Genomic DNA, 22,749 nt, shown 5'->3' with positions numbered 1-22,749 from the left:
GCTCAGAGTTTCAACCGAAACCCAAAAACTGGCAACTCTTGTTGTAAAAAGTCCAAATCCTCTGACCGTTTAAAGCCTAGTTTCTCATACATTTTCCATGCTGGCAACATCGCTTGCGTGGTGTGGATAATCACCTGCTGCAGCTTTCGTTCGCGGGCTCTTTCAATACAGGCCAGTGTTAGTTGCTTGCCAATTCCTTGTTTTTGAGCCCATGGGGCAACCGTCAGCAAACGGAATCCTGCTGCGTTTTTCTCGGCTGTTGCTGTTCCTCCCGATCCGTAGTACTGCATGTCGCTGAAGTATACAACTGCCCCGAGTAGCTGCATTTTTTCATCAACCGCTACCAGGATTTCCGTACACGGTTTTTGTGTCAGAGCGCCGACATTCAACAGTAGTTTGTAATAATCCGGTTGCTCGCTTTCTTTCGGAAATCCATCCAACTGTGAATAAACATCGACCATGAGTCGGCCGATAGCGGGGAACTCCTCCGGTTTTGCGTTCCGTATCGTTATTTCAAGATTGCTTTTCATTAGCCATTTGTTTTAGATATTCGTCCCGGGTTATTTGGTACAGAACACCGGGATGGAGTTCAAATTCGGCCTCTTTTACGAAGCTCATCCCGATTTTTTGCAAGACCCGAATCGACGCTTGATTTGCATGCATGGCGCGTCCAACAATCGCGTCAAGATTCAGCTGGTTAAAGCCAAAATCCAGGCAAGCCATCGCTGTTTCGGTGGCAAAGCCACGGTTCCAGTATTGCCGGAAAAATCGAAACCCAAGATCAAATTCCTGTAACTCGGGCGTGTACTTCAACCCGCACCAACCAATAAACCGTTGACTTTCTTTTTCGATCACAGCCAGGCGCCCGGTACCGTGCTTCTGATATTGGTCGTAAGCCAGTAGAAATTTTCGGGCTTCTTCCGGATTTGAAAACGGCTGATCACCGGTGTAACGGATAACTTCAGGGTTGAGATTTAAGGCATAAAAATCATCAGCATCGTCAGAAGTTAGTTCCCGAAGCCGGGTTCGCTCAGTTTCAAGCTTGATTGGTTTCATGCATTAAAGTAAACGAAAAAGCAGGACAAAATTCATTGCCCTGCTTTTGGATTCTTATCTGCTTGTTCGAATAAACGACTAAACTAAAATCAAGCCCGGGCTGGTGCCCGAAATGCTTCGGCCTCCATCTGGAGTGACCAAAAAACTGTTTTCAATACCGACCATCCCAACGCCTTCAATCCCTTTTTTGGGCTCCACAGCAAACACCATGTTCTCCTGCAAAGGCATTTTAAAACCTTTGGCTAAAACCGGAAGTTCGTCCACCGTAAGGCCAATCCCGTGCCCCAGGAATTTCACTTGCCGGTTGCCAAATCCCATGAAGTTCTGTTTGAATTCATCGGTCAAGCTGTCCATGATGGTTTCATAGATAAATTCAGGCGTGTTTCCCGGTTTCAACATGGCAGCCACCCGGTTTTGAATGTCCACACATTGCTGGTGAACGGCCTGCACTTCCGCAGAAAGAGGAGCGCCAAACATATAAGTCATGGTTTTGTCGGAGTGATAGCCGTTCACGCCCAAGCCCATATCTACAAACACCAAATCTCCTTTTTTCAATTTGCGTTCGCGGTTTCCTAAACTCGGAACAGCTGCATTCAAGCCACGGTTTCCACCGGGACCATCAAAGTTGGTCGGGATCAGCGAGCTGGTTCCAAAGCCCAGCTGAGCCACTACAATGTCTGTATCCAACATCGCAAAACGGGCGGTGCCGTGGTGCCCTTCTTTCACCATCACTTCGTAAAGCTCGGCAGCCAAATCGGCTTCGCTCATACCTTCACGCAACAGCGCAGGTACTTTTTCTTCCAAAACCCGCTGGTGAATTTTGCCAGCCTGTTCCATGAAATTCAACTCCCAGGCGCTCTTCACGGCACGGGTCATCGACAACTGGAAATCGAGTGGTTTAAACGTCTCGAAAGGGAAATATTTTTGAACCCGCTTAAACATGGCCAACGGAACGAACTCCGTTTCCAGGTAAACGGCTTTTGGTATGTTGTTGTAATCGGCTGCTGCATCGCGGTAGCTGCCCATTGGCTTGATGGATGCAAACTCCGATTCGTGCAGGGCTCGTTCGTAGCTGCGTCGCACCCAGTAAGTTGCTCCGTTATCGCGCTCAATAACCAGCATTCCCTCCGACATGGAACCGGTGAAATACAACAGGTTTACTTTGCTAAAAATCATGGCCATTTGCCATTCCGGATTTTGCTCATCCATCAACCGGCAAAACGACGCCATTCTTGCCTTCAGCTCTGAGGCCGGTGTTTTTTCACTCATAAAATGTATTTTGGACGCAAATGTAATCTTTCAATGCAGGAAAAGGGAAGGATGTAGTGGAATCCTTTTCCCGCGGTAACGAAAGTTTAAGGTTGGGGAGAAATGTAAATCAATGGGGCGGATTGCAGCAAGATCAGCGTTGAAACTTTGCTTATTCTCTTGTCGTAATTGAGAAGGAAAACCAATGTTCTAACCTCAATGGTGTCATTTGGCAATGCCTTTTCTCCATTGTTTAAATTTTACCTAGACTTGATTGGTCGTTCTCACGGCTGGATCAATATCTCAGGCTTTTCAGAGCCCTCTTTCCGTTGCTTGAGAAGAGCGCCCCTTCTCCGTCAAAATGCGGTAAATACCAGCTTCCCCCGGCCGGATTTGAATCATACGCGAAGCTCGACTGATCGCCGGATCTTATCAAATCCCCCTCGCCCCAAATCTATTCTCCGGCTGTAAACGCGATCGATGCGTGTGAAAAACAGCGAACTCAATTTTTTACCGAAAACAAGATGAAAACATTGTTCAAGACGTGTCTCTTGCTATGCCTGTTTTTTGTGGCTAGTTGCAGTAAAGACACGGACGACGACGAACCTGAAGTACACAATTATTTCATGGTTGGCGACACGGAGTATAATCTACAGGCTGCTGTTCTCGAATATGGCGGCTCTGCTAACGGAAGTATCCTTTTCGATGGCTACCTGTACAGTTTGGTCATGTACTCCGGTGGTTTGGTGTATAAAGACTTAGGATCTGAGGGTTGGACCTTGAGCGGGGAGGGAAATATTTTGCAGTTTTTTATGTTCTCAGATACAGGTTTAAGCCTTGAGGCCGGTCGTTACGATTTCTATCCGGACGAACCTTACCCGACAGGAACTTTTGCCTTCGGTTTATATGTTATTAATTGGGATTCGGCCGAAGATGATTCAGAAGCGGGAGACCTGATTGTGAGTGGTCGTGTTACCGTTGCTATTTCCGATGACATTTACGAATTCACGATCGAATGTACCGGTGATTCGGGTATCGATGTTTGTGGTTACTATAAAGGGGCTGTTCGATATCTGAATACTTACAACACCAACGCATTTGTTTCAAAGATTTTAAAGGAGCCCGAATTGTGGCACTTCAATCCTTGATCGGATTAGGCAAAGGTATTTCTTTCCTATCTGGAGGTGTGATTTCAGGTTACTAAAAACAAAGCGCAGATCAGATTAAATTGATCTGCGCTCCCGAATAAATTTGCCGCACATGAGGGGATGAACTCACTTCACGATCGGGTTTTTATTTATTTTTAGCATATTCCAGCTGTTTCGTCAAGGCGTCGAAGGCAACTTGTGCGCACTTCAGTTTAAGCGCCTCCAAATTAGCTTCATCGGCATTGGCCGCCGACAGGCCGTTGTAGGCAAAGTAATCATGATGCGAATTCAATAAAAAGGAAAAGGCATTCTCGGCGTCTTTATCGAGAATCAAGATATGGATTCCAAAAACATCAACTGCTTCAGCCTGGCGTGGCGGGAAGAGAATTTCAAGAATCACGTGGTAGTCGGCATCCGTTCCTTTCTCCTTGATTGAACCGGCTAAATGTTTCATGTCATTATTGAAGAAGTCGAACTGGCCTTGTCCCTCCAATTTTCCGGGATCGAGTATTTCTGTGTTGAATGATGCATTTAAATTCAAATCAGCAGCCATTAGCTCTGCAAATAATTTGCCTGTGGTCGGTGAAAAGGCTGTTGAGTCGGGTGTGCGAATCACAGTAGGGTAGACTACAAATTTGCCTTGTTTGTATGATTGCAGAAAGGTGTCCAACAAATCACTTTCTGGTTTAAAGCCAGGGTTGACCAAAACGTCGCTCAGCATTTGTTTTATTTCCGCGGGGATGTCCCTTAAACCAGCCTCGTATTTTTTTGCCGAGCAGGCAATGGTGGCGGCATCTAAAACGCCTTCGTAAATGTTGAACTGGTCGATGGTTCCGAACCAGGTCGGATCCTGCATATAGCCCGATTTACATAAGTAGGCAAACTGGTTGCTGAGGTTGGCGATGGCATTGTTCGGAAATTGGTTGATTGTGTTTTGATCGATTAAAGCGCCATCCAGGTAAAACTTGATTTCATGGTTGTCGAACGTACTGACGACATGGTGGTACCTGGCATCGTTTACCAAATTGCCAAATACATAGGTTGAGGTTGCCCAAGGCGTTTGGTCGTTCTTACACGAGATACCCGTAACACTTTTTCCGCCATTGGAAAGCGATTGAAACAGGTAGTTTGTTCCTAACGGACCAACCGAATTGCCGAAATAGGCAAACATGGTAAAAAAGGCATTCAGATGCCCGGCTCCCAGGTAGGCTTCCAGACTTAATGAGGGATAGCTGTTGAGTGCAATCTTATCGGCCGGAAGAACGATAAATTGTCCCTGCGAAAAAGCCACGTATTCGCCATTAATGATCTTTCCGCCGTTTAAGGCGGCATCCGCCCCGCCAGCCACGTCTTTGGCGGTTCCATCGTCAAATGTGTACGAATGTTTTAGTATGGCATCCTGTGCCCGAACTTCCGGAGGATTGAGCAACAGGAAGCAAAAAGCAAACACTAAGCAGGGGAAGATGTTGGTTAAGATCGAAGTTGTATGTTTAGATCCGAGTGGGCTTTGAACTGAAGTTTTCATAACATACGATCTTTGGTATATACCGATGTTACGAGATTTTAGCAGCTTTTGATGCTTGGAGCCTTGTAATAATCTATGTAAGAAAGCTTTGGGGATTTTGAAGCTCGTTTGTGTCCAAAAGGAAGTGCAGCGAAAAAAAGCTCTACCCGATGGCGCCTCCCTACACGTCTTTATGCGATATGCGCTGTGGGCATATTCATAATTTCTTATTTATTTTATACAGAAGATCTGTATAATTATCAAAATCCGAACGATCTCCTAAACGCACAATAATTGTCTTTTTTGCAGGATCGATAAACAATATTTGTTTCATAATACCCAAAGCATAATATTGATTCGTATAGATTGATAATTTCCAATAATTGTCTCTACTTAAACTCCAATATTTTTTTTGCTGTTTTTTATTCCAGTCAACTTTTCTGACTTGACTGACTTCGTAATATGGATATTTTTTTGCGTAGCGTACTTGCCAAGCTTTTTGAGCTGTAATCGAATCATTAAAATATTTATTTCCTGTCGAATCCAGTCCATTCCCACAGAAACTATACCATTGACTTTGGTAACCGTCGTTGTATACATTGGGTGTTAAAGTTTCTTCGACCCATTTCGCCGAAACGATTTGTGTATTATTATACTTCCCGTCATTTAAATACAGCTGTCCGATTTTAGCAAGGTCAATGGCTGAAATGCTTAAACCTCCATAGGCTTTTGCTGATTGATGTTTTTTATCATCAAGGCTCCATTTTGCAGTATTTTCCATGGCAAGAGGCTTCCAAACTTTATCATCAAAGTATTTGGCAAAGTTTTGCTTTGTGGCTTTTTCGATGACTATTCCGAGTATAGCGGTCGATATACTTTGATATTCCTGTCTAGTCCCGGGTTCACATTCAAAAGTCAATCTCTTGACTAGTGAAAACTGATTTCTTCCATAATACAAACGAGCAATCTTTGAAAATGGATTGAAACTATAATCTTCATTGAATTTTATCCCCGACCGCATATCTAATAAATCTTTTATTGTGAGTTTATCAAACATTGGGTCGGCATGTTTAAGCTCCGAAATATATTTTGTAACCGGGTCATTTACACTTGAAATATAACCTTCGTCAATAGCGATTCCAATCAATAAGGACGTAACTGATTTTGAGACAGAAAAGACGGTCGATATATCTTCTCTCTTGTATCCTCGAAAATAGTTTTCATAAATTATAGAATCATTTTTAATAATAAGAAATGCTCTTGTTGACGTGTTTTCGAGTAAAGAATCAAGGTTGTGATATGTAATGCCTTGATAATCCCAGTTTACATCCAGGGTGTCAAATAACTTGTAATCTGATTTTGTAAAGTGGAATTTATACTCATTCACATTCAGGTCATAGGTTGGGAAAACATTGTAGTCGTCAATATCTGCGCCTCCATATCTTACTGTGCGGTAAAATACAGTGCAGGAGGTCATTAAGCAAACAAAAAATAGAGAAAGTAATATAGTCTGGTTCATGTGTTTTTTTCAAAATAAATGCACGCTGGGAAATGTTGTCGAGACAGGTTGCACAGTGTTTTTTCTGTCGATAGGAATGAACAGCGAAACGATTATCAACATTCGTCACACCACTAATTCTCGTTGGCATGTGCGGAGAGTTAGACCTCGTTTTTATTCACCCATTATTTTTTCTCTTAAACGGTTGATAAAGCTGGCACTCACCCAATAGATATCTTCTTCGTAAACCGGATCGTGTCGATTGAAAAAGAAATATTTACCGTCCGGCGATACTGATGGATATCGCTCCATTCCTTTTGTGTTGATGGATTCATCTAACTTGATACGGTCCGCCCAGCTTCCGTCAGAATTTCTAAAACAAATGTATAAATCGCCTTGGTCATCAATAGGAGTAAAGCTTCTGGAACAGTAAATCAGGTAACTTTCATCCGGAGCAATATAGGGAGTTTGATTAAGCATTCCATCAACGGGAATATTGATTTGAGAAGGAAGCAATTCTGGCTTTGTATATTGTCCGTCTACGAGTTCAGACCGGTAGATCGCCATGTTAAACTTATACCCTTCTGCATAACCGTTAAAATAAAGAGTACCATTTTGTGTGACCGAGCGAAATTCGACCATTTTTATTTCGGGGAAGTGCTCTATAATTCCAAGGCTCTTTGGTTCACTCCAGCCTGTTTCTTGTCTTTCAACATATTGGGGGCCCTGTAGGGAGCTGAAATAGAGTTTTTTCCCATCAACTGAAAAAAGAGGTTCACCTAAAAATGCCGACAGTCCCGGTACAGTCCACCTGTTGTCAATTCGCCGCATCCTTTTTGCAAAATACTTTGTTTGTTTGCCATAATAGAATGACCACCAAAACACTTCATTCCCGTCAGGTGAAATCGCTATCGTACTGTGTTGAAGCAAGGTGTCTGAAACAATCCCGCGGGCAAAAACTTCGGGTGTATCTCCGGGAGGAGTTTGTCCCAAATAATCGCCGTATAGATTTGTAAACTCTTGTCCAAATGATGATTTAACAAGAAGAAACAGAGCAAGAATAAATATTTCTTTTTTCATGTACAGATAACTCTTTGGCACAAATATTATTTAATATTCGTGTTAATGGCCAGGCTATTATATATCGCATTCAGGTTTGAAAACTCTATGTATTTTCACTCTTAATTAAGCCGAATAGAATTTTATTTTCCACTGTTTACCCAGCTGTTATTGGATCTATCCATATCCGGTAGTTGGCCATCAGGATCGAGCACAACTTTTTCGATTGGTGCTGTCGACGCGTATTTGTAGACCCAGGTGCCACCCCGTTGCCAGATTTCAACCGGCAGCTGAACGGTTTCTGTTTGTCCGTTTGCCTGGGCAATTTGCAGGATAACCGGCATAATCATTTTGCCTTTGTTGCCGATTGTGATCAACGCACCGTTAGACGGATCGTTATCAATGTAGCTGACATCCGTAATGGTTTGGTCCAGTTTCCAGGTGGTGAAAAACCATTCCTTCCAGAACCAGTTTAAGTCTTCGCCTGCCGCGTTGTTGATGCAGCGGAAAAAGTCGTAAGGGGTAGGGTGTTTAAAGGCCCAGGCTTCGGTGTATTTCCGGAAGGCATAATCGAAGCGTTCCTTGCCAACAACAATGGTGCGCAGCAAGTTGAGTCCGTAAGCCGTTTTGCCGTAGAACTGGTAATGCTGCTCGGCATCCATGGCATCCGATACCGTCATCAACGGATCTTTATATTCCATAAACTGGGTGTAGTCACGCGAAGCGAAGAAAGTTGGCGCAAAATAGGCGGGGTCAGTCAGGTATTCGCCGTCGTTAAAAAGATCGTTGGCGATGTAGTTCACATAGGTGTTGAGGCCTTCGTCGTGCCACATGTATTTTCGTTCGTTCGACCCCACAATCATCGGGTACCAGTCGTGTCCGATTTCGTGTGAAATGAGGAACCACAAACGCGCTTTCTTCTCTTTTGAGCTGTTGAAGATCACGCCCGGATACTCCATTCCCCCGGTGATGCCGGCGCTGCTGACGGCGTTATTCCAGGGATATTCAAAGAAATTTTCTGAATAGATCTCGATACAGGCTTTCAGGTATTCGGTTGACCGGCTCCAGGCCGTGTCGCCGGCGCAGTCCAACGGGTAGCACGACATGGCCATCGCTTTGCGGCCCGAGGGCAGATTGACTTTGGCGGCATCCCAAATCATGCCTTTTCCGGCAGCAAAGGCTACATCTCGGGTGTTATCCATGGTGAAGTGCCAGGTTAAATCTCCCTTGCTTGCTGGCCGCATGCCGGCTTTCCCAACTTCGTCGGCTGCAATAATGGTCACAGTTTTATCGCTTTTCGACGCTGCGTCCAATCGTTTGATTTGTGCTTTGGTTAAGACATCTTCGCGATTTTGCAGGTCGCCCGAGCCATACACAATCATTTCTGCCGGAGCAGTGATGAAATATTCGTAGTTGCCGTAATCGCAGTAAAACTCACCGAGCCCCATGTACGGAAGCGTGTTCCAACCTTCCACATCGTCGTACACACACATGCGCGGATACCATTGGGCAATCTGATAAATCACGCCATCGTCGGTATACTGACGTCCAAAGCGACCGGCTCCATCCATTGGGATACGAAAGCTGAAGTTGATTTTCACCGAGACCTGGCCTCCCTCTGGCTGCAGGGGCGCGTTTAAACGAACCTGCATCCGGGTATCACTTATAATGGGTTGAATGGTGTAAGTGGTCCCGTTTTGTGTTACCGTTACATCGGCAATTTGGTAGCCTCCGTCGGTTTTGTTCAGCACACCAAAGTAGTCGCCGGGGTAAGCGGTGCAGGCTACCGACCTCGAGTCGGATTTGAAAATGTTTTGATCCAGTTGCAGCCACAAATATTCCAAACGATTCGGGCTGTTGTTGGTATAGGTGATGGTCACATCGCCGCTTATGGTGGTGTCTTTTTCACTCAGCGTTGCATGAATCAGGTAGTCGGACTGGTTTTGCCAATACTTCGGCCCCGGAGTTCCATCAGCAGAACGATATTCGTTTCCATCGGTCGGGTTGAAGGTTTGTACAAAGAAATCCCGCGGATTATAAGGGCTTTGATCTTCGATCTCATTCTGTGCGAATAAGAAACCAACGTTTAAAAAACTAAGGCAGACAAACAGGAATTTTTTCATGATGTTTGGTTTTGGAGACAATAAATATACAATTTATTGTTCAGCCTGCTACCGCGCTAAAGCAAGCCTTTTTACTTCAATTCCTGCCGATCTTTCAATACTTCTCGCCAAGCCAAACCGCTCCTTTTTTGAAAGAGTAAAACTCGGTCGCTGTTCCTGCCAGCTCCTCTGGTTTTGTTGTTCGGTGTGGTTTTTTCATGAGTTGTCTGAACCACTTCTTTGCAGCTTCGTACTCGGCTTGGTTAGCCCATAAGTCGGGGCTGCCCGGTTCGTTGTTATCCCAATGATCTTCGTCCAGCCGGTAGCTCCAGTTGAAACCCGCAATTTCAGTTGCCAGTCGCCCGTAATTCAGGGGAATCATTTGCTTCGGGGCTATGGGATTGAAGAAAGTATCCGTGTAAAAGTCGGTGTAGTCGCCGATGGCGCAAACAACCTGAGACATGGAGAAACGCGGTTCGAACAGCCAAATTTGTAGGCAGTAGCTCTCGCCCAGCTGGTCCAGTTGTTGCTGCCAGGAATCGTAAATCTTGATCAGCCCACCCAGGATCTTCAATTTTGTTTCGCCGTAGGGGGCGGGAATTTGGCTGTTGGTAATAGAAATGCCACTCCATGGGCGTACCCAAATTTTGGCATAGTTTCGTTGGTTCGCTTTCAACTCATCCAAATCAAGCTCCCGGTTGGCTTCAACCCAGTAATCGATGTCTTTCCAGCGCCTCCGGTGACCGCGTATCTTCTTTGTTTTCAATGTCGTATTTTCAATGCTTTTATTTAGGTATGTACCCATCAACGCTCGTTCGCTGCAAAGAATACCAGGACTGCATCCTAAAGCTTTGCCGCAAACGAGCAATTGTTGAGTGAGTCGAACTTATCGGCCAAAAAAGAGGCCAACGCCAATTTGCTGGGTGAGTTTTTTGCTGTACATGAATCCGTAACGAATTATCAGAAGTTTATGGGCTTTGAAGATTAGTCCGGCTTCCGGATAAATATTAGTATAAGATTCATCGGTGTTTTCCATCAACCAGGTGTCTTTCAAATTATCGCCGCTGTATAAATTGACTTCATCGTATTGGCTTTTCGCGTTTGCACCGAGGCCACCATATATCCAAAACGAGTTGGATAACGAGTAAGTAATTCCAACAGAAAAACAGAAATCGGAAATTTCAGTGGTCCCGGTGCGGACAACATCATAAACGTCGTAATCGCTGGTACCTTCGTTGTTTATCTTGTATTCTACATCACTGTATGATTTATATCCCTCTGAATTGCCTTGAACGCTCAAGTAAAATCCTGGTTTGATCCGACTCAATGTACCTAAACTACCACCAATAGGCCTGTTTGTATCGTAGGAATACATGATAAAGGACGATTTTGGTTGGCGGAGTTTAATATCTGCGTCAGCCATCTTTTGAACGATATCCGGCTTGTAAGTACCGTTTGGAAATAGTTTCAGGTAATCCATGTACCACATTTTTGCTGCATCGAATTCCCGTTTTTGGTAAAACTCATTTCCTATCCGGTAATATTCGTTTCCAAGCCATTTTCTTGCTGCGTTTGCATGTTTACCCTTGGGGTATAAGCTCAAATAGGCTTGGTAATCTTGCATTTGATTGTGATTTTGGGCATAGTTATACAAATCATCGTCACCGATATCAGAAGGATCGGTGCTTGTTGCGTTTTGAGCCATGCAATTCATCGCAAAGAGCAGGACAATTAACAGAGATGGTATTCGATACATTGGGGTATATTTTTGTGTTGTTGTTAATTATTTTTGAAATTTGGATTAGCGGTATTATGGTTGGCTGCAGCTGTAACCATGTTTTTTTACCCAAGCAATTGCATCGGTATCCCATGAATTCAGTTCTACACCAAGGTCGTAAACCCGGAATTTTCCACAGGTTTGAATCAGTTTTAAAAAACCGTGATTTTCTGAATCACCTCCGCGAACATAACCTAGGGCGGCCGTTTCGGTTTCTTCTCCTACCTGTAGCGATTGAACCGGTCCAACAGCCAGCCAGTATCCGGCTGAATTCTGCCAGGTAACGGCATAGGCATGTCCGAATTCCTCAGTGGTTTCCGTTGAGTTTTCGGTGCCGGTTGTATCTGCTTCGCTTGTTTCCTCTTGCTCTGATTGGGGCGCTGAGTTTTTCTGTGTATCGGTTTGTATTTGGCTTTCGGAACTATTGGTGCTCGAATTTGATCGGCTGGAGTTTGCAGAACTGGAGCCTGAGTTAGATTGGGTTGATGCTGAATTTGCATTTTTAGTTTGCAAATCCTGTTCGTAAGCTATGTCAATATTGGTGTTCAGTTCATTCTGCTTGGTTTGCATCTCTTGTTGAAACTCGGAAGTAGATTGCACGGCGTTATCCAAAATATTACCCCAAAGCGCCTGATTGTGTGCCTTTCTTTCGTCGGAGTTTTGGTAGGCAAATTCTCTGTTGGACCGGGTCGCTTCCTCTGCGAACTGTTTATCAAGAAGTACACCTTCTTTTTTGACCTGAACATTTTTCTTCGTTTCATCCGTAGGTACATTGTAGAAATAGCGGGCTATAGCTTGCTCATCCTTTCCGTAAACAAAATTACCTTTGTATTCAACGTAGTAAGTTCTTTTAGAATGAGACTCAGAACGAATAAACTCGAAATAGGTGTTGCAGTCGCCTACGAAATAAATCACACGACTGTTGAATGTTGATTGATTACCCGTTTCGACATTATATCCTCTTTTTACGACGATTGGTAGTTTAACAACATACCTAAATCTGTCGTTCATTGCTTGATCAAGTTGATCCGCAATTTTATCCCACGTTTTGTTGTTTAGACGATTAGAGAAATACCCTTTTCCAACTTTAACTTTCGGATAAGTTTTGATATCATAAATAGCTCCTTCAATGGCAGAATTGATGTAAGCATCAATCTTTTTTGTACTTGAGTTTTGAGCTAAACTGTCGAAAATGGAATGGCTCATGATAAAGTACAACAGGAATAGTACTCGTGTTAGTTTGGCTGTTTTCATAATGATTGACAAAAGCGCACAAAGGCGAATTGATTTTGGTTTTATTTTTCTCTGGTGTCCAATGAACGAACGGGTGTAGAGCAAGCGCTTTTCATTTGGATACTGTTCCAAAAGTACGCGCGCGGAGTTTTTTGTAATTGTAAAAAACGGTCGTTATTGTTACGATAGCGTTACCGTCGTATGGCGCAGGTTTCGTGAAAACGAGCCCGGTGGACATCCCACACAGGACAGAAAGCTAGTTCTGCTGCTGTGTCAGTAATTGTAAAAAACGGCCGTCTTTGTTATGATAGAGTTGCCGTGGTGTTTTGCCGGTGTAGTGTTTAATATCCTTGATAAAGTGAGACTGGTCGAAGTAATTAACAGGTGGAAACAATTCCCCTTTCGAGATGTATTTGTAAGCCGAAGAACAGCGAATGATTTTCAGGTATTCTTTCAGTGGGAAACCAAATTGTTGGTTAAAGTAACGGTTAATCTGCCGCCTGCTCCAACCGATTTGAACAGCCAGCTGCTCTACCGATTCAAACTTGTTTAGATAGATCAGTTTGAACAGTTTCAGCTTGCGCTGATCGATGGCCTGAAGCGGGAAGTTTCTCAATTGTTTCAGCAAATGTTTCGAAACCTGTTTTACGAAGTTGGTGAAATCTGCATTACCGTATTGGTCGAATCCCCAAAAGTCGAAGGGAAGAGAAGTCAGTTGATCCCGAATATCGCTGATGGGATGTTGAAAGATATACTCTGTAGCTGTTAATTTGAATCGGATTCCCAGAATGAGCGAGCCTCGGGGAATAACGACGTTTACCGGCTGCGTCCAAATGCCGGATTGCGTAATCTTGCCGATCTTCCCGTTGCTAAACTCGGCTACGATTTCGAAATAGCCATGCGGTAAAATCGTGTGTTTTGTTGTTTCGCTTCTATTCTCATACATCCAGAAGCATTGTACAAACTGGCTGATAAATCCGGCCGGCTTGTGTTCCTCGTAATTAAGCTCCATGATAAGTTCTCTTTCATTAAAATAAAAAATACGTCTAATCAGTACTGATCAGATTCATTCCGAACCAAGCTCGTTCGTGCGTATAGTTACCGTTACAAAAGATGGAAATAAGCGCAATTTCCGGTTGACAAATCGTAAATAGCTTACGACAAATAGTACACCGTACGAATGTCGGCTTATTAAACGATTATTTAATTGTATGTTAGCTAAACAGCGAAATGATCTCGACAAAGGCAAAAGTTTTCTACATTTAAGGGTCGAAAACAGGAGAGAAATGGCTAGCTGGGTTTTGTTCTTACTTTTCAGTCCGGTGTATATTCCGCTCGTTATTGCAATGGCAATTTTTATGAATGCCGAGAAAGGGAATAGCGCCAAAAAAACATTGGCAATGGTTTTGGCTAACCTGGCTTTTTTGTTTTGGGGACTCTATTATTTTCTGAGTGGCGACTACGAATTCTATTCCCGGATACTGATGATCAATGTGGTGTCGTTGCTGCTGGTTTACCCGGGGATTTACATCTACATCCGCCAGCTGATTGACCCGGCGGTGAGTTTTCGCCAGCTGATTGTTCACCTGGTTCCTGCGGGAATTGTTGCTTTGCAAAGCCTGGTTTATTACCTCATGCTGGATGCATCGGAACGCGAACAGTTCGTCACGGTTTTCCGTTTCGCTCCGGAATGGGGCCAGCCGGTGATGGTTTTCATGTTCTTTTGCCGGATTATCAATATTCTCCTTCTTTTCGCGCAGATTTTATTCTACGGGTTCAGAACCATTTCAATTTTACGGCAATATAGCTCCGAAATTCAGGATGTGTTTTCAAATACCGAGGGCATTCAGTTGAACAGCATCAAAGTGCTCAACTTTGTCTTATTTGTCGGATCAATTGCGGCGATTGGTTTTTACTCCATTAATCCGGTGAAGGTGTTTGGCAACTACCTGGTGCTAATCTTGCCCCTGGCGGTGATTTCGGTTGCTATCTGGCTGTTCGGCATTGTGGGTTTGCGGCAGCATCCCTTGCCCGAATTGCCCTTTGTTGAGAAGGTACGAATTGAAGAGCCGGTTGAGCCGGGGAGGAGGCTGTTTGAAAATTTGAATCACTATTTTGACGAGCAGAAACCGTATCTGAATTCCGAGTTGAAAATCGATGACCTGATTATTGAACTGGGAACAAACCGCACCCATTTATCCAACGCGATTAACCAGTACGCCGGGAAAAATTTTAACCGGTTTGTGAACGAGTACCGGATTGGTTTTGCCAGGGAATACATCAGCGAACACAAAGCGGAATTGACCAAAGATGAACTCGCTGAACTATCCGGTTTCGGTTCCGTCCGGTCGTTCGAACGGAATTTTAAAGACTGTATCGGGGAGAGCTTCAGCCAATTTTTAGAGAAGGTGTAACCAGAAAGCCTTTTGAGCTTCTGGTAAAGCTGGTTTTATGTGACTTTTGAAATCTCAAATCTTGATGCCGATTTAATCAGCAACGGCTTCGCTAAAGCTAAAATCCCAGCTAAATTCGGTGTTCAACCACATGACATCGGGTTCGGGTTTTAAGTCGAATTGCGATAGCCAGGTTTCCCCCTCAGTTTTGATTTTGGCTGACGATATCTTTACCGGACGGTACGATTCTTTTCCTTCAAAAAAACTGTTTGGAGTTGAGCCAGTCACTTTGGTAGCCATCGTTACAAGTTCCCCTGGATTATTCGGAACTTTAGCCGTAATAGAGATTTTGCCGTTTGCAGTAGCGATCTGTGCCGCAATAACTAAAGAATCACCTTGATCTTCAACCGAAAAATCGACCTCGCCTTCATCAATCCTGAAGTTGAATTGCTTATAAACCTGGCTGATCTTTTGATTTTCCGCAGCAATGGTAAACGGGCAATTGATGGACTCCTCGCAAGGAACAGCAAGATGTGCCAGTAGCATGTTTTCGAAAGTCTTGTTTTGGAGCTTGTATTGTTTGGCCGTTTCAATAAAGAGCATTAAAAAGGCATTGCCATTTTTGTCGACTATTGGGTTAAACTGGTCGCCAACAATTTCCTGGACTTTCGTTGCCGGTAACGAGTATCCCAGTGTCAACCCATAAGCCGAGTCTTGCTGATCGGCCTGCCAATGTACATTTTCCGGCTGTCCGCAAGCTGTTAGAATAACGAGCAATGCGATTGCAATAAGTTGAGTTGTTTGTTTCATGTGCACTTTGACCAGATATGGTAAAATAAATTGGCCTTTATTCATTTATTCGTTGAAGCTCCAAATCCTGGAAGTCGAAACTAAAATCGATGGCAGGGGAGATGCCTTTCATTTTAAAACCCTGTGCTTTCCCGTTTTCATCCAGTTGAAACAGCACAAAAGCGTCGGCATCGGTTAATTCCGAGTCGGGCCATTTTACCACAAAGGTATTGGCACCGTAGTAATGCATGGGCCCGGTAAGTTTCGGCGATCGAACAGAGCGGAACCAAAGCTGCTTGTCCTGCTCATAAATTTCGATGTTGCCAAACCAGGGGTCTTTGTACTCGCCCGAATAGTTATTCAAGTCGATGTTCGATGCATCGGCTTTTTCAACCGTTGCCCACACGTTGGCAACAACCTCGGCGGCCTCATTTCCTTTTTGGCTCAATCGTTTGACGTAGGCTTCCGTCCAGTCAAATTCATCCAGTCCCAAATACTTGTCCAATACGGTTTGAGACACTGCCGAGAACAAACCGGCACCATCGCCCCAGGTATTGGTTAACACAACGATGCCCAGGTTTAAATCCGGCACCAAAAGCGTTTTCGACAACATCCCGGCCAATGCTCCCGTGTGAGAGACGATCAGGTTGCCTTTCGCATCATTGAGCCGCCATCCCAGACCATAGCCTGCAAAATGTGAATTGTATCGCGGATTCGGATCAGTCTTCATTGTCGTATGTATTTTCCACATTTCCTGCTGACTGGCTTCAGTAAAAAGCTGCTTTTCCTGTTGGGGGCCGTATTTCCCTTTGTTCAGCTGAACCAGCATCCAGCTCGCCAAATCGTGCACATTGGCATAAATACCGCCGGCCGCACCGTTGATCATTTTCGGATCCCAATGCTCGGTTTCGATGAGGGACAGCTCTTTGCCATTGTTCAAATGCGGGGATGCCAAATTGCTCTGATCATTCATGTAGGTGACCGATGCGTAAGAATTGTCCATTCCAAGGGGGGCAAAAATCTTCTCCTTAATAAATTCCTCCCAGCTCATTCCGCTTACCCGTGCAATCAATTCACCGGTGACGATATAAAGCAGGTTGTCGTAATCATACTTGGTACGAAAGGCCGAAACCGGTTTGAAATACTGAAAGCCGTTCAGGATATCGGCAACGCTGAAGTCTGAACCAACAGGCCAAAGCATCAAATCGCCCATTCCCAAACCAAGGCCGCTCCGGTGTGTCAGTAGGTCTTCAATGTTGAAGTTTTGCGTCACATAGTCATCATACATCCGGAACTCGGGGATGTATTTGATCACCGGATCAGTCCAGGCCAGTTTGCCCTCATCCACCAGGATGGCCAGTGCTGCCGTTGTGAATGCTTTCGAGTTGGAGGCAATGGCAAAGTTGGTGTGCTCGTCAACCTTTTCCTTGCTGTCGATCGACTTTAAGCCGAAGCCTTTTTCAAAGATGATTTGCCCGTCTTTGACAACCGCCACTGCAGCGCCCGCTACGGTAAAGTTATCCATGGCGTGTTCGACAATCGCATCAATTTCGGGCGCCGTTACCTGAGAAAAGGAATTGGTTGTTCCGAGTCCAAATACAAGAATCAGAACGAGAATTAGTTTGGAGTTTCGTTTATTCATCAATCGGGTGTTTTTGTTTGCTTGTCCAAGGTTCCGAATCAACCGCCGTTTTAAAGCGGTTATTTCGTGTTGTCTTCCATTTTTCTGTTCATCTCATTTTTCAGGCGATCAATCTTTTTCAAAATCAAATCCCTGTTTTTGGCCGACTTTATCCACTGCGGAAGATTTGTAATCATTGAGTATTTGTGCCTTCCATCGTCTTCACGAAGCTTCGAGGCAACATAGTTCTTCAAATAATTCAAATGGTCAATGTTGTAGAGCCATAAGATTTTATCCTTGATATCGATCTGCAGCCAAAGTTCTAATCCGAAATAAGGATCTGTTGGCATGTTCTCTTTGTATCGGTACCAATTTAATGAATAGTCTTTGGCTTTTTTGCACGAATTACATTTAATTGTCACCGAATCAAAAGGTGCTTTGGTCGGTTCGGTCGTATAGCTTATCTGACTTCCACAAAAGCCACAACTTCGTCCAACAAAGCCTTGAACGTATCCAAACCATTTTTCATCGCTCTTTTTCGTCGAACCACATTTTGTGCAACTAAAAGTTGATGTATGGTGGCGCGAATAAGGAATTGTGTATTGGCCAAATTCAGTTTCAACAAGACCAATATCGCCACAATCGGGACATTTCACCCATATTTTGTCGCTGAAATAAACGGTTGGATAGGCTGGTTGTGTAAATCGCATGGCTAATTAGTTGGTTCTTTCACTCGGTTGTCTGGAGCAGGGGATTGATTCCTTACAGGGTATACAACGGTTGGTGTATCTTGCTTGGTGTGCCGGCGCGCGAAAACCACTGCGTTCGCCATGCTTTTATTGCTATTGTTGGCACAGGTTTCTATTCCATAATCAAACCGCTACGCAGTTTGAGCGGGCTACAAACCTTGCTGTTTGCCACATCGCCTGCCATTAACGATACAAGGTGTTGTGCTTTCGAGCTTTTTATTTTTCAGTCATTTTATAATGAAGTTGCACCAGTCCTGTGTCAAAACCGTTTACTGAAATAAGTTTAAGTGTTTGTTCGGGTCTTCCGTCTTTAAACAACCTTGTTCCATTGCCAACCAATACGGGAACCACTGAAATAATCAATTCGTCAAACAGTTTCTCAGTTAGAAGTTCATTTACAATTTCTGCACCGCCATCACAAAAGATATTCTTGCCCTGCCTTTTTTTAAGTCCGATTATCAATCCTTTTAATTCTCCCGTGTAAAATATTGTTTTCCCTTTTCGAGGTCTTTCAGTTCGGGTGATTACATATGTTTCTTTATCAGCGTGTGGAAATTCGTCAACTTGTGTCATTACCCAATCATAGGTTTTTCTGCCAAGAATCACTGTGTCTATAGTCGATACGAAATCGTGATACCCATAATCTTCCCCTTCTTTTTGCACTTGACTTAAAAAACTCAAATCATCGTTAGGTTTCGCGATGTATCCGTCTAAAGAGCAGGAAATGTAAAGTATAAGTTTCCGATTTTCCATGATTTATTTTTTTGTTTTCAGATTTGTCTTTCTGGATGCTCCTCGCTGTTAAACGATTGTATCGTGTGGTGATTGTTACCACGCGAAAGGATTCGCGCGGGAGCGGTGTCACATAAAATACCTTTCATGTATGTATAAAACGGCAAAAGGTAAAAACATAATCAATATAATACGAAACTCTTGCAAGAAAACCCAGGGAATAACAGAAATGGCATAGATAATTCCTGTAATAGCACCCCCGATATGGGCATCATGACCAATATTGTCAGTTCCTTTTTTCATTAAATAGTAAGAACCCCAAATAAATAAAGCAGCATATACGTAGTCGGGAATAGGAATGGGTATAAACATGATATATACACTACCAGTTTCCATGAGAAATATGGAGGAATAAATAATTCCACAAACTCCACCTGAAGCACCAACTGCCGAGTAATTATCGTTTTTCCAATTATTAATTAAACTGTATACTCCTCCTCCTATTACACTTAATAAGAATGAAAGAAAAATAACTTTTGAAGTGTATTCTATTTCAACAAATTCCGCAAAAGTATATAAGGAAACCATATTAAAAACAAGATGAGTATAATCTACATGGATGAATGCGGAGGTGATTATCCTATAATATTCCTTTTCGTTCTTTATTGCACCAACGTTGAATGAATATTTTTCATAGAAATCTGAATTATTAAATCCATATATTGTTAGTCCAGAAATGGTTGCTATTAGAATAATGGTAAATATTGGCATCTAAAATTAGTTGAGTTTAATGTTATTTGCTTAATTCTGGTTCTATCGTTTGAAAGTCGTTTCGATTTACTTGCCCATGACGGCAGTCTGTCTAAAAACCTCAAATATTTTTATTTTTCTGGTTTGGATTGCGGTCTCTTAAGCTGCCGTTTGAAAATAGTTATAAAATTTTGTTTTGATAACTACGTGTGTGAAAAAATTCAATTTTTTAGGGATAGAGGGTGACCCCGCCGCTGGTACACTTTTGTAAAGCTTACTGGGAACGACTTATTCGGTTTTTCTTTATTTGTCCTAAATAAAGCTCGGATTACAGATCTGCGCTAGCAGGGGACCAGCACCAAAAGAAGATGATTTTAATGGGAAAATTATAGGCCTTTTAGTTGTTTTTAGCTCAGTTCTTTGTTAGGTGTGGTTTTTAATGCCAACATAATCAAGACCGAAAGCAGTATGCTTAAGTTTTGCTTTTTTAATTTCAACCTTATCCTTAAAGTCATTTTGAACTATCAACCTTATATCCTCATAAAGCATTTGATCTGCATTTGCTCCTATAATTATTTCTGTGATAGCATTAATAGGAAAAGGAAGTAGGTATATGTCACTGTCTATTTCGACAGGTTCAAAATCATTAATATTTTTAATAATCCTGTATTCTTTTTCATAACTCCAATGTACACTTTTTGTGAAAAATATATCATGTAAACGAATTTTCTCACCAATTTTAGCAAACTTTCTTTTCTCCAAATACTCGATAGATTTAACAGTTCCAAAACCTTCGGTAGGTAAATAGTCGTATCCACCATAATGATGGTCATACAGTTTTTCTGTTGTATTGAAGAACTGATTACTTGTATCAAATCCTATTACCATGCCTTTATGATTTCCTGCATAATGAGACCACATAAGTAAATTGCTTGGATCTTCTGTCAGGCATAACATCCCTAATTGACTAAATTTTTCTTCTAAGTACACTTCTAATTGTGCCCTTTCAGCCCTGTAATCATCTTCTTCTGCATCCTCTTTTTCTTTGTCTAACGGCATTAATGCAAAAGTGCAATCATACGGATCATTCTGATTATAGTATTGTGTGAATCTAATTTTCCTATTCTTCAAAATGTCAACTCTATCTTGATTTACATATTTATATAAAATCATAGGCGTTTTTTTTTACTCTCTTAACTTCATTTATTTAATCGAATTATTCATAGCTTATTCTTTTCAAAAGTGCTAGAATTTTATTGTAATCAACATGATTTAAACAGCTCTGGAAGATTAAAAATTCTAATCTTTTTTTTGTAATCTTGAAGTACGTCAAATCACACCTAACAGTGGTGGTATCATGTAGTGGCGGTCAGACGAGAGTCTGAGTGTCCGACAGAAACTGAGGTTGGTGTTATATTACCTTTTGTTAGCTACAGTTAATAGCATATTAGAATCCTGTTAAAGAGCTAATATTAATGGTTAATCTTTTTATTGCTCCAACTTCCATATCCGTTCTTATTCCTTTAATAGTAGTCGCAGATGTTGGATTAATTATTCTCCAATTATCATAGAAATATTTAACCTTTAAGCGATAAGAGGCGTAATCACTACTAAAATAATCGCTTTCATATACTCCATAGGACAAATATCCATTATTGTCATTTTTAAGTTTACGCGAGATTTCAATTGGTTGACAAGGTATTTTTTTATTATAAAAAATTTCAATCCAAATTTTTTGACGTTTTGACGTGTAAAATGTTCTTCTCACAGCGGTTTGTTCGTTAAAGTAAATAGGTTTATCGCACCAATAACCTATTTCATTTAAGTTATCCGTTTTCCATGAATCACAGTTAAAGTTAACAGTCCTTTTTGGTAAACTAATACTATTGTTACCTGAAAGTCTCCACATAGCACGCTCTTGAAGCTCCATTTTTTTATTAAACTCTTCAGCCTCTTTTTCTAATTGAATTTTAGGACACTCTTTTGAGTTAAATATCTCAATAGCGTTTGAAGGGTCATAAAATCTTGTTTTCAAAGAGTCTATTCTAAGGCCGTCAGGAACATTTGTGGATATTGTTGTTTTTTGATTCGGTACCGTAAACATTTCTTTTACGTTTCCTACTAAAGCTTCACTCCATTCAAAATTCTTTGAAATTTCTACAAGTTCATATTGAATCGGATATTTTGGATGTAAAAGGATCGTGTTTTTAAAGCTAACTAGAGTATCTCTCTTTGTTCCAAATATATTTTTTTTAATTCGTACACCTATTATGTTAATTGGAATTCTAGATACTTCGGTGCCCTTGAACTTCGCATTTATCTCTGAACTAGGGAATTCCACGTACATATTATTAATATTTGTTCCTTGATGTAGTACTCTTTCAATTCCATCAATAATCACAGTGTTTTGAATATCTTTTTTCCCGAAAACATTACCAATAAAATTCACTCTATATAAACCAGTCTCTTTATATTCTTGTGAGATTCCGTTTATTCTATAAATTCCAAATTTGTCTCTTGTATTAATAATACCACCAAGGCTGTTAGCAATATCTTGGGTGTTTGCAGTAAGAATAGCAGACAAATCGTTAATTTCATAAATGCTAGGGATATTTCCTGCCATCATCTGGTCCAATCCTTTTAGGGTATTTAGTCTTTGAATGTCCAAACTATTAATTGTTTCTATTCGCTCATTATGAATAAAGTTCTTAATTCCATCTAACATTAATCCTGCTTCTTTTAACCTAGATTCAGTAATGAAATCTCCGCGATCAATAGCATCATTTACAAGTTTGTCCATTCCTTCAAACATTTGACTAATGATTTCTCGAGCATCTTCTTTTAAGTCATCTCCAAATACGATATCATAAATCTGAGCGTTGCTTTCATATTTGAAGCCAAGGAAGAAGAAAAGAACAAAAAATAACTTAATAATATTTTTCATAGTGTTGGATGTTTTTTTGTAATTGTAGCTAACGTTAAGTGTATGTTGCGTACCGGTTTGCGCTGTGGTTTTCTTTCCTTCCAGGGAATAAACGATGTTTAGACAAAACAAAAACTTAGCCCGCCAATCGGTATTGACGGGCTAAG

At 42.1% G+C, this 22,749-nt stretch carries 20 protein-coding genes; 2 read left to right on the top strand and 18 right to left on the bottom strand.

All coding sequences use genetic code 11. From position 1 onward, the window contains the following. Positions 1-2: 2 nt before the first annotated feature. The 3 genes from BC643_RS04075 to BC643_RS04065 all read right to left on the bottom strand — a co-directional run bounded on the left by BC643_RS04075 (position 3) and on the right by BC643_RS04065 (position 2,325). The gene (locus tag BC643_RS04075; protein WP_120271884.1) at positions 3-530 is read right to left on the bottom strand and encodes a GNAT family N-acetyltransferase; all 528 of its coding nucleotides are present in this window, start codon (positions 528-530) and stop codon (positions 3-5) included. Beyond that, positions 514-1,056, bottom strand: coding sequence for a GNAT family N-acetyltransferase (locus tag BC643_RS04070; protein ID WP_120271883.1), 543 nt, complete (start codon positions 1,054-1,056; stop codon positions 514-516). Before BC643_RS04070 ends, BC643_RS04075 begins: the two co-directional genes overlap by 17 nt. A 78-nt stretch (positions 1,057-1,134) precedes the next feature. After that, positions 1,135-2,325 carry a M24 family metallopeptidase gene (locus tag BC643_RS04065; RefSeq protein WP_120271882.1) on the bottom strand — a complete coding sequence of 397 codons (1,191 nt, stop codon included), beginning with the start codon at positions 2,323-2,325 and terminating at the stop codon, positions 1,135-1,137. 503 nt (positions 2,326-2,828) lie between these two features. Between BC643_RS04065 and BC643_RS04060 the strand changes: the two genes are divergently transcribed. Further along, positions 2,829-3,452, top strand: a complete 624-nt coding sequence (locus BC643_RS04060) for a hypothetical protein (protein ID WP_120271881.1) — start codon at positions 2,829-2,831, stop codon at positions 3,450-3,452. A 145-nt stretch (positions 3,453-3,597) separates the two neighbouring features. Here BC643_RS04060 and BC643_RS04055 read toward each other — a convergent pair whose 3' ends face one another. The 8 genes from BC643_RS04055 to BC643_RS04020 form a co-directional block, all read right to left on the bottom strand. Next, positions 3,598-4,977 carry a LamG-like jellyroll fold domain-containing protein gene (locus BC643_RS04055; RefSeq protein WP_120271880.1) on the bottom strand — a complete coding sequence of 460 codons (1,380 nt, stop codon included), beginning with the start codon at positions 4,975-4,977 and terminating at the stop codon, positions 3,598-3,600. A 196-nt stretch (positions 4,978-5,173) separates the two neighbouring features. After that, a complete protein-coding gene (locus BC643_RS04050) occupies positions 5,174-6,475 on the bottom strand; it encodes a serine hydrolase domain-containing protein (RefSeq protein WP_120271879.1) in 1,302 nt (433 codons plus the stop codon). Positions 6,476-6,628: 153 nt separating this feature from the next. Beyond that, positions 6,629-7,534: a TolB-like translocation protein gene (locus BC643_RS04045; RefSeq protein WP_120271878.1), complete on the bottom strand. Its 906-nt coding sequence runs from the start codon at positions 7,532-7,534 to the stop codon at positions 6,629-6,631. Between the two features lie 122 nt (positions 7,535-7,656). Then, on the bottom strand, positions 7,657-9,636 hold the full coding sequence (locus BC643_RS04040; RefSeq protein ID WP_120271877.1) for a M1 family metallopeptidase: 1,980 nt from the start codon (positions 9,634-9,636) through the stop codon (positions 7,657-7,659). A 94-nt stretch (positions 9,637-9,730) separates the two neighbouring features. Further along, positions 9,731-10,420 carry a hypothetical protein gene (locus BC643_RS04035; protein WP_120271876.1) on the bottom strand — a complete coding sequence of 230 codons (690 nt, stop codon included), beginning with the start codon at positions 10,418-10,420 and terminating at the stop codon, positions 9,731-9,733. A gap of 81 nt (positions 10,421-10,501) precedes the next feature. Further along, the gene (locus BC643_RS04030) at positions 10,502-11,371 is read right to left on the bottom strand and encodes a tetratricopeptide repeat protein (protein WP_147377137.1); all 870 of its coding nucleotides are present in this window, start codon (positions 11,369-11,371) and stop codon (positions 10,502-10,504) included. A 54-nt stretch (positions 11,372-11,425) separates the two neighbouring features. Next, positions 11,426-12,646: a hypothetical protein gene (locus BC643_RS04025; RefSeq protein WP_147377136.1), complete on the bottom strand. Its 1,221-nt coding sequence runs from the start codon at positions 12,644-12,646 to the stop codon at positions 11,426-11,428. 235 nt (positions 12,647-12,881) lie between these two features. Then, on the bottom strand, positions 12,882-13,637 hold the full coding sequence (locus BC643_RS04020) for a helix-turn-helix domain-containing protein (RefSeq protein WP_120271873.1): 756 nt from the start codon (positions 13,635-13,637) through the stop codon (positions 12,882-12,884). 274 nt (positions 13,638-13,911) lie between these two features. Between BC643_RS04020 and BC643_RS04015 the strand changes: the two genes are divergently transcribed. After that, a complete protein-coding gene (locus BC643_RS04015; RefSeq protein ID WP_170154449.1) occupies positions 13,912-15,039 on the top strand; it encodes a helix-turn-helix domain-containing protein in 1,128 nt (375 codons plus the stop codon). Positions 15,040-15,111: 72 nt separating this feature from the next. On the opposite strand, the gene BC643_RS04010 is transcribed toward BC643_RS04015, so the two are convergent. From BC643_RS04010 to BC643_RS03980, 7 genes are all read right to left on the bottom strand, one after another. Further along, entirely contained in the window at positions 15,112-15,828 is a 717-nt protein-coding gene (locus tag BC643_RS04010) for a hypothetical protein (RefSeq protein ID WP_147377135.1), read from the bottom strand. Between the two features lie 37 nt (positions 15,829-15,865). Further along, positions 15,866-17,449, bottom strand: coding sequence for a serine hydrolase (locus BC643_RS04005; RefSeq protein WP_120274136.1), 1,584 nt, complete (start codon positions 17,447-17,449; stop codon positions 15,866-15,868). Positions 17,450-17,508: 59 nt separating this feature from the next. Then, positions 17,509-18,138, bottom strand: coding sequence for a hypothetical protein (locus tag BC643_RS04000; protein ID WP_120271870.1), 630 nt, complete (start codon positions 18,136-18,138; stop codon positions 17,509-17,511). A 255-nt stretch (positions 18,139-18,393) separates the two neighbouring features. Continuing rightward, a complete protein-coding gene (locus tag BC643_RS03995) occupies positions 18,394-18,930 on the bottom strand; it encodes a dihydrofolate reductase family protein (RefSeq protein WP_120271869.1) in 537 nt (178 codons plus the stop codon). A gap of 108 nt (positions 18,931-19,038) precedes the next feature. Then, complete coding sequence (locus BC643_RS03990; RefSeq protein ID WP_120271868.1) at positions 19,039-19,680, bottom strand: rhomboid family intramembrane serine protease; 642 nt, start codon at positions 19,678-19,680, stop codon at positions 19,039-19,041. Positions 19,681-20,082: 402 nt separating this feature from the next. After that, the gene (locus tag BC643_RS03985) at positions 20,083-20,832 is read right to left on the bottom strand and encodes a DUF2971 domain-containing protein (protein WP_120271867.1); all 750 of its coding nucleotides are present in this window, start codon (positions 20,830-20,832) and stop codon (positions 20,083-20,085) included. Between the two features lie 274 nt (positions 20,833-21,106). Next, on the bottom strand, positions 21,107-22,603 hold the full coding sequence (locus BC643_RS03980) for a hypothetical protein (RefSeq protein ID WP_147377134.1): 1,497 nt from the start codon (positions 22,601-22,603) through the stop codon (positions 21,107-21,109). Positions 22,604-22,749 lie beyond the last annotated feature (146 nt).

Origin of the sequence: Mangrovibacterium diazotrophicum, from assembly GCF_003610535.1 — a bacterium.
Classification (GTDB): Bacteria; Bacteroidota; Bacteroidia; order Bacteroidales; family Prolixibacteraceae; genus Mangrovibacterium; species Mangrovibacterium diazotrophicum.
This window is presented reverse-complemented; position numbering and strand designations above follow the sequence as displayed.

What these genes read in the sequence shown, in the direction of transcription:
- BC643_RS04010 (WP_147377135.1), bottom strand. Translation starts at nt 15,828, where the DNA reads ATGAAACAAACAACTCAACTTATTGCAATCGCATTGCTCGTTATTCTA.
- BC643_RS04055 (WP_120271880.1), bottom strand. Translation starts at nt 4,977, where the DNA reads ATGAAAACTTCAGTTCAAAGCCCACTCGGATCTAAACATACAACTTCG.
- BC643_RS04005 (WP_120274136.1), bottom strand. Translation starts at nt 17,449, where the DNA reads ATGAATAAACGAAACTCCAAACTAATTCTCGTTCTGATTCTTGTATTT.
- BC643_RS04060 (WP_120271881.1), top strand. Translation starts at nt 2,829, where the DNA reads ATGAAAACATTGTTCAAGACGTGTCTCTTGCTATGCCTGTTTTTTGTG.
- BC643_RS04070 (WP_120271883.1), bottom strand. Translation starts at nt 1,056, where the DNA reads ATGAAACCAATCAAGCTTGAAACTGAGCGAACCCGGCTTCGGGAACTA.
- BC643_RS04020 (WP_120271873.1), bottom strand. Translation starts at nt 13,637, where the DNA reads ATGGAGCTTAATTACGAGGAACACAAGCCGGCCGGATTTATCAGCCAG.
- BC643_RS03990 (WP_120271868.1), bottom strand. Translation starts at nt 19,680, where the DNA reads ATGCCAATATTTACCATTATTCTAATAGCAACCATTTCTGGACTAACA.
- BC643_RS04040 (WP_120271877.1), bottom strand. Translation starts at nt 9,636, where the DNA reads ATGAAAAAATTCCTGTTTGTCTGCCTTAGTTTTTTAAACGTTGGTTTC.
- BC643_RS04065 (WP_120271882.1), bottom strand. Translation starts at nt 2,325, where the DNA reads ATGAGTGAAAAAACACCGGCCTCAGAGCTGAAGGCAAGAATGGCGTCG.
- BC643_RS03995 (WP_120271869.1), bottom strand. Translation starts at nt 18,930, where the DNA reads ATGGAAAATCGGAAACTTATACTTTACATTTCCTGCTCTTTAGACGGA.
- BC643_RS03985 (WP_120271867.1), bottom strand. Translation starts at nt 20,832, where the DNA reads ATGATTTTATATAAATATGTAAATCAAGATAGAGTTGACATTTTGAAG.
- BC643_RS04015 (WP_170154449.1), top strand. Translation starts at nt 13,912, where the DNA reads ATGGCTAGCTGGGTTTTGTTCTTACTTTTCAGTCCGGTGTATATTCCG.
- BC643_RS04030 (WP_147377137.1), bottom strand. Translation starts at nt 11,371, where the DNA reads ATGTATCGAATACCATCTCTGTTAATTGTCCTGCTCTTTGCGATGAAT.
- BC643_RS04025 (WP_147377136.1), bottom strand. Translation starts at nt 12,646, where the DNA reads ATGAAAACAGCCAAACTAACACGAGTACTATTCCTGTTGTACTTTATC.
- BC643_RS04000 (WP_120271870.1), bottom strand. Translation starts at nt 18,138, where the DNA reads ATGCGATTTACACAACCAGCCTATCCAACCGTTTATTTCAGCGACAAA.
- BC643_RS04035 (WP_120271876.1), bottom strand. Translation starts at nt 10,420, where the DNA reads ATGGGTACATACCTAAATAAAAGCATTGAAAATACGACATTGAAAACA.
- BC643_RS04045 (WP_120271878.1), bottom strand. Translation starts at nt 7,534, where the DNA reads ATGAAAAAAGAAATATTTATTCTTGCTCTGTTTCTTCTTGTTAAATCA.
- BC643_RS03980 (WP_147377134.1), bottom strand. Translation starts at nt 22,603, where the DNA reads ATGAAAAATATTATTAAGTTATTTTTTGTTCTTTTCTTCTTCCTTGGC.
- BC643_RS04050 (WP_120271879.1), bottom strand. Translation starts at nt 6,475, where the DNA reads ATGAACCAGACTATATTACTTTCTCTATTTTTTGTTTGCTTAATGACC.
- BC643_RS04075 (WP_120271884.1), bottom strand. Translation starts at nt 530, where the DNA reads ATGAAAAGCAATCTTGAAATAACGATACGGAACGCAAAACCGGAGGAG.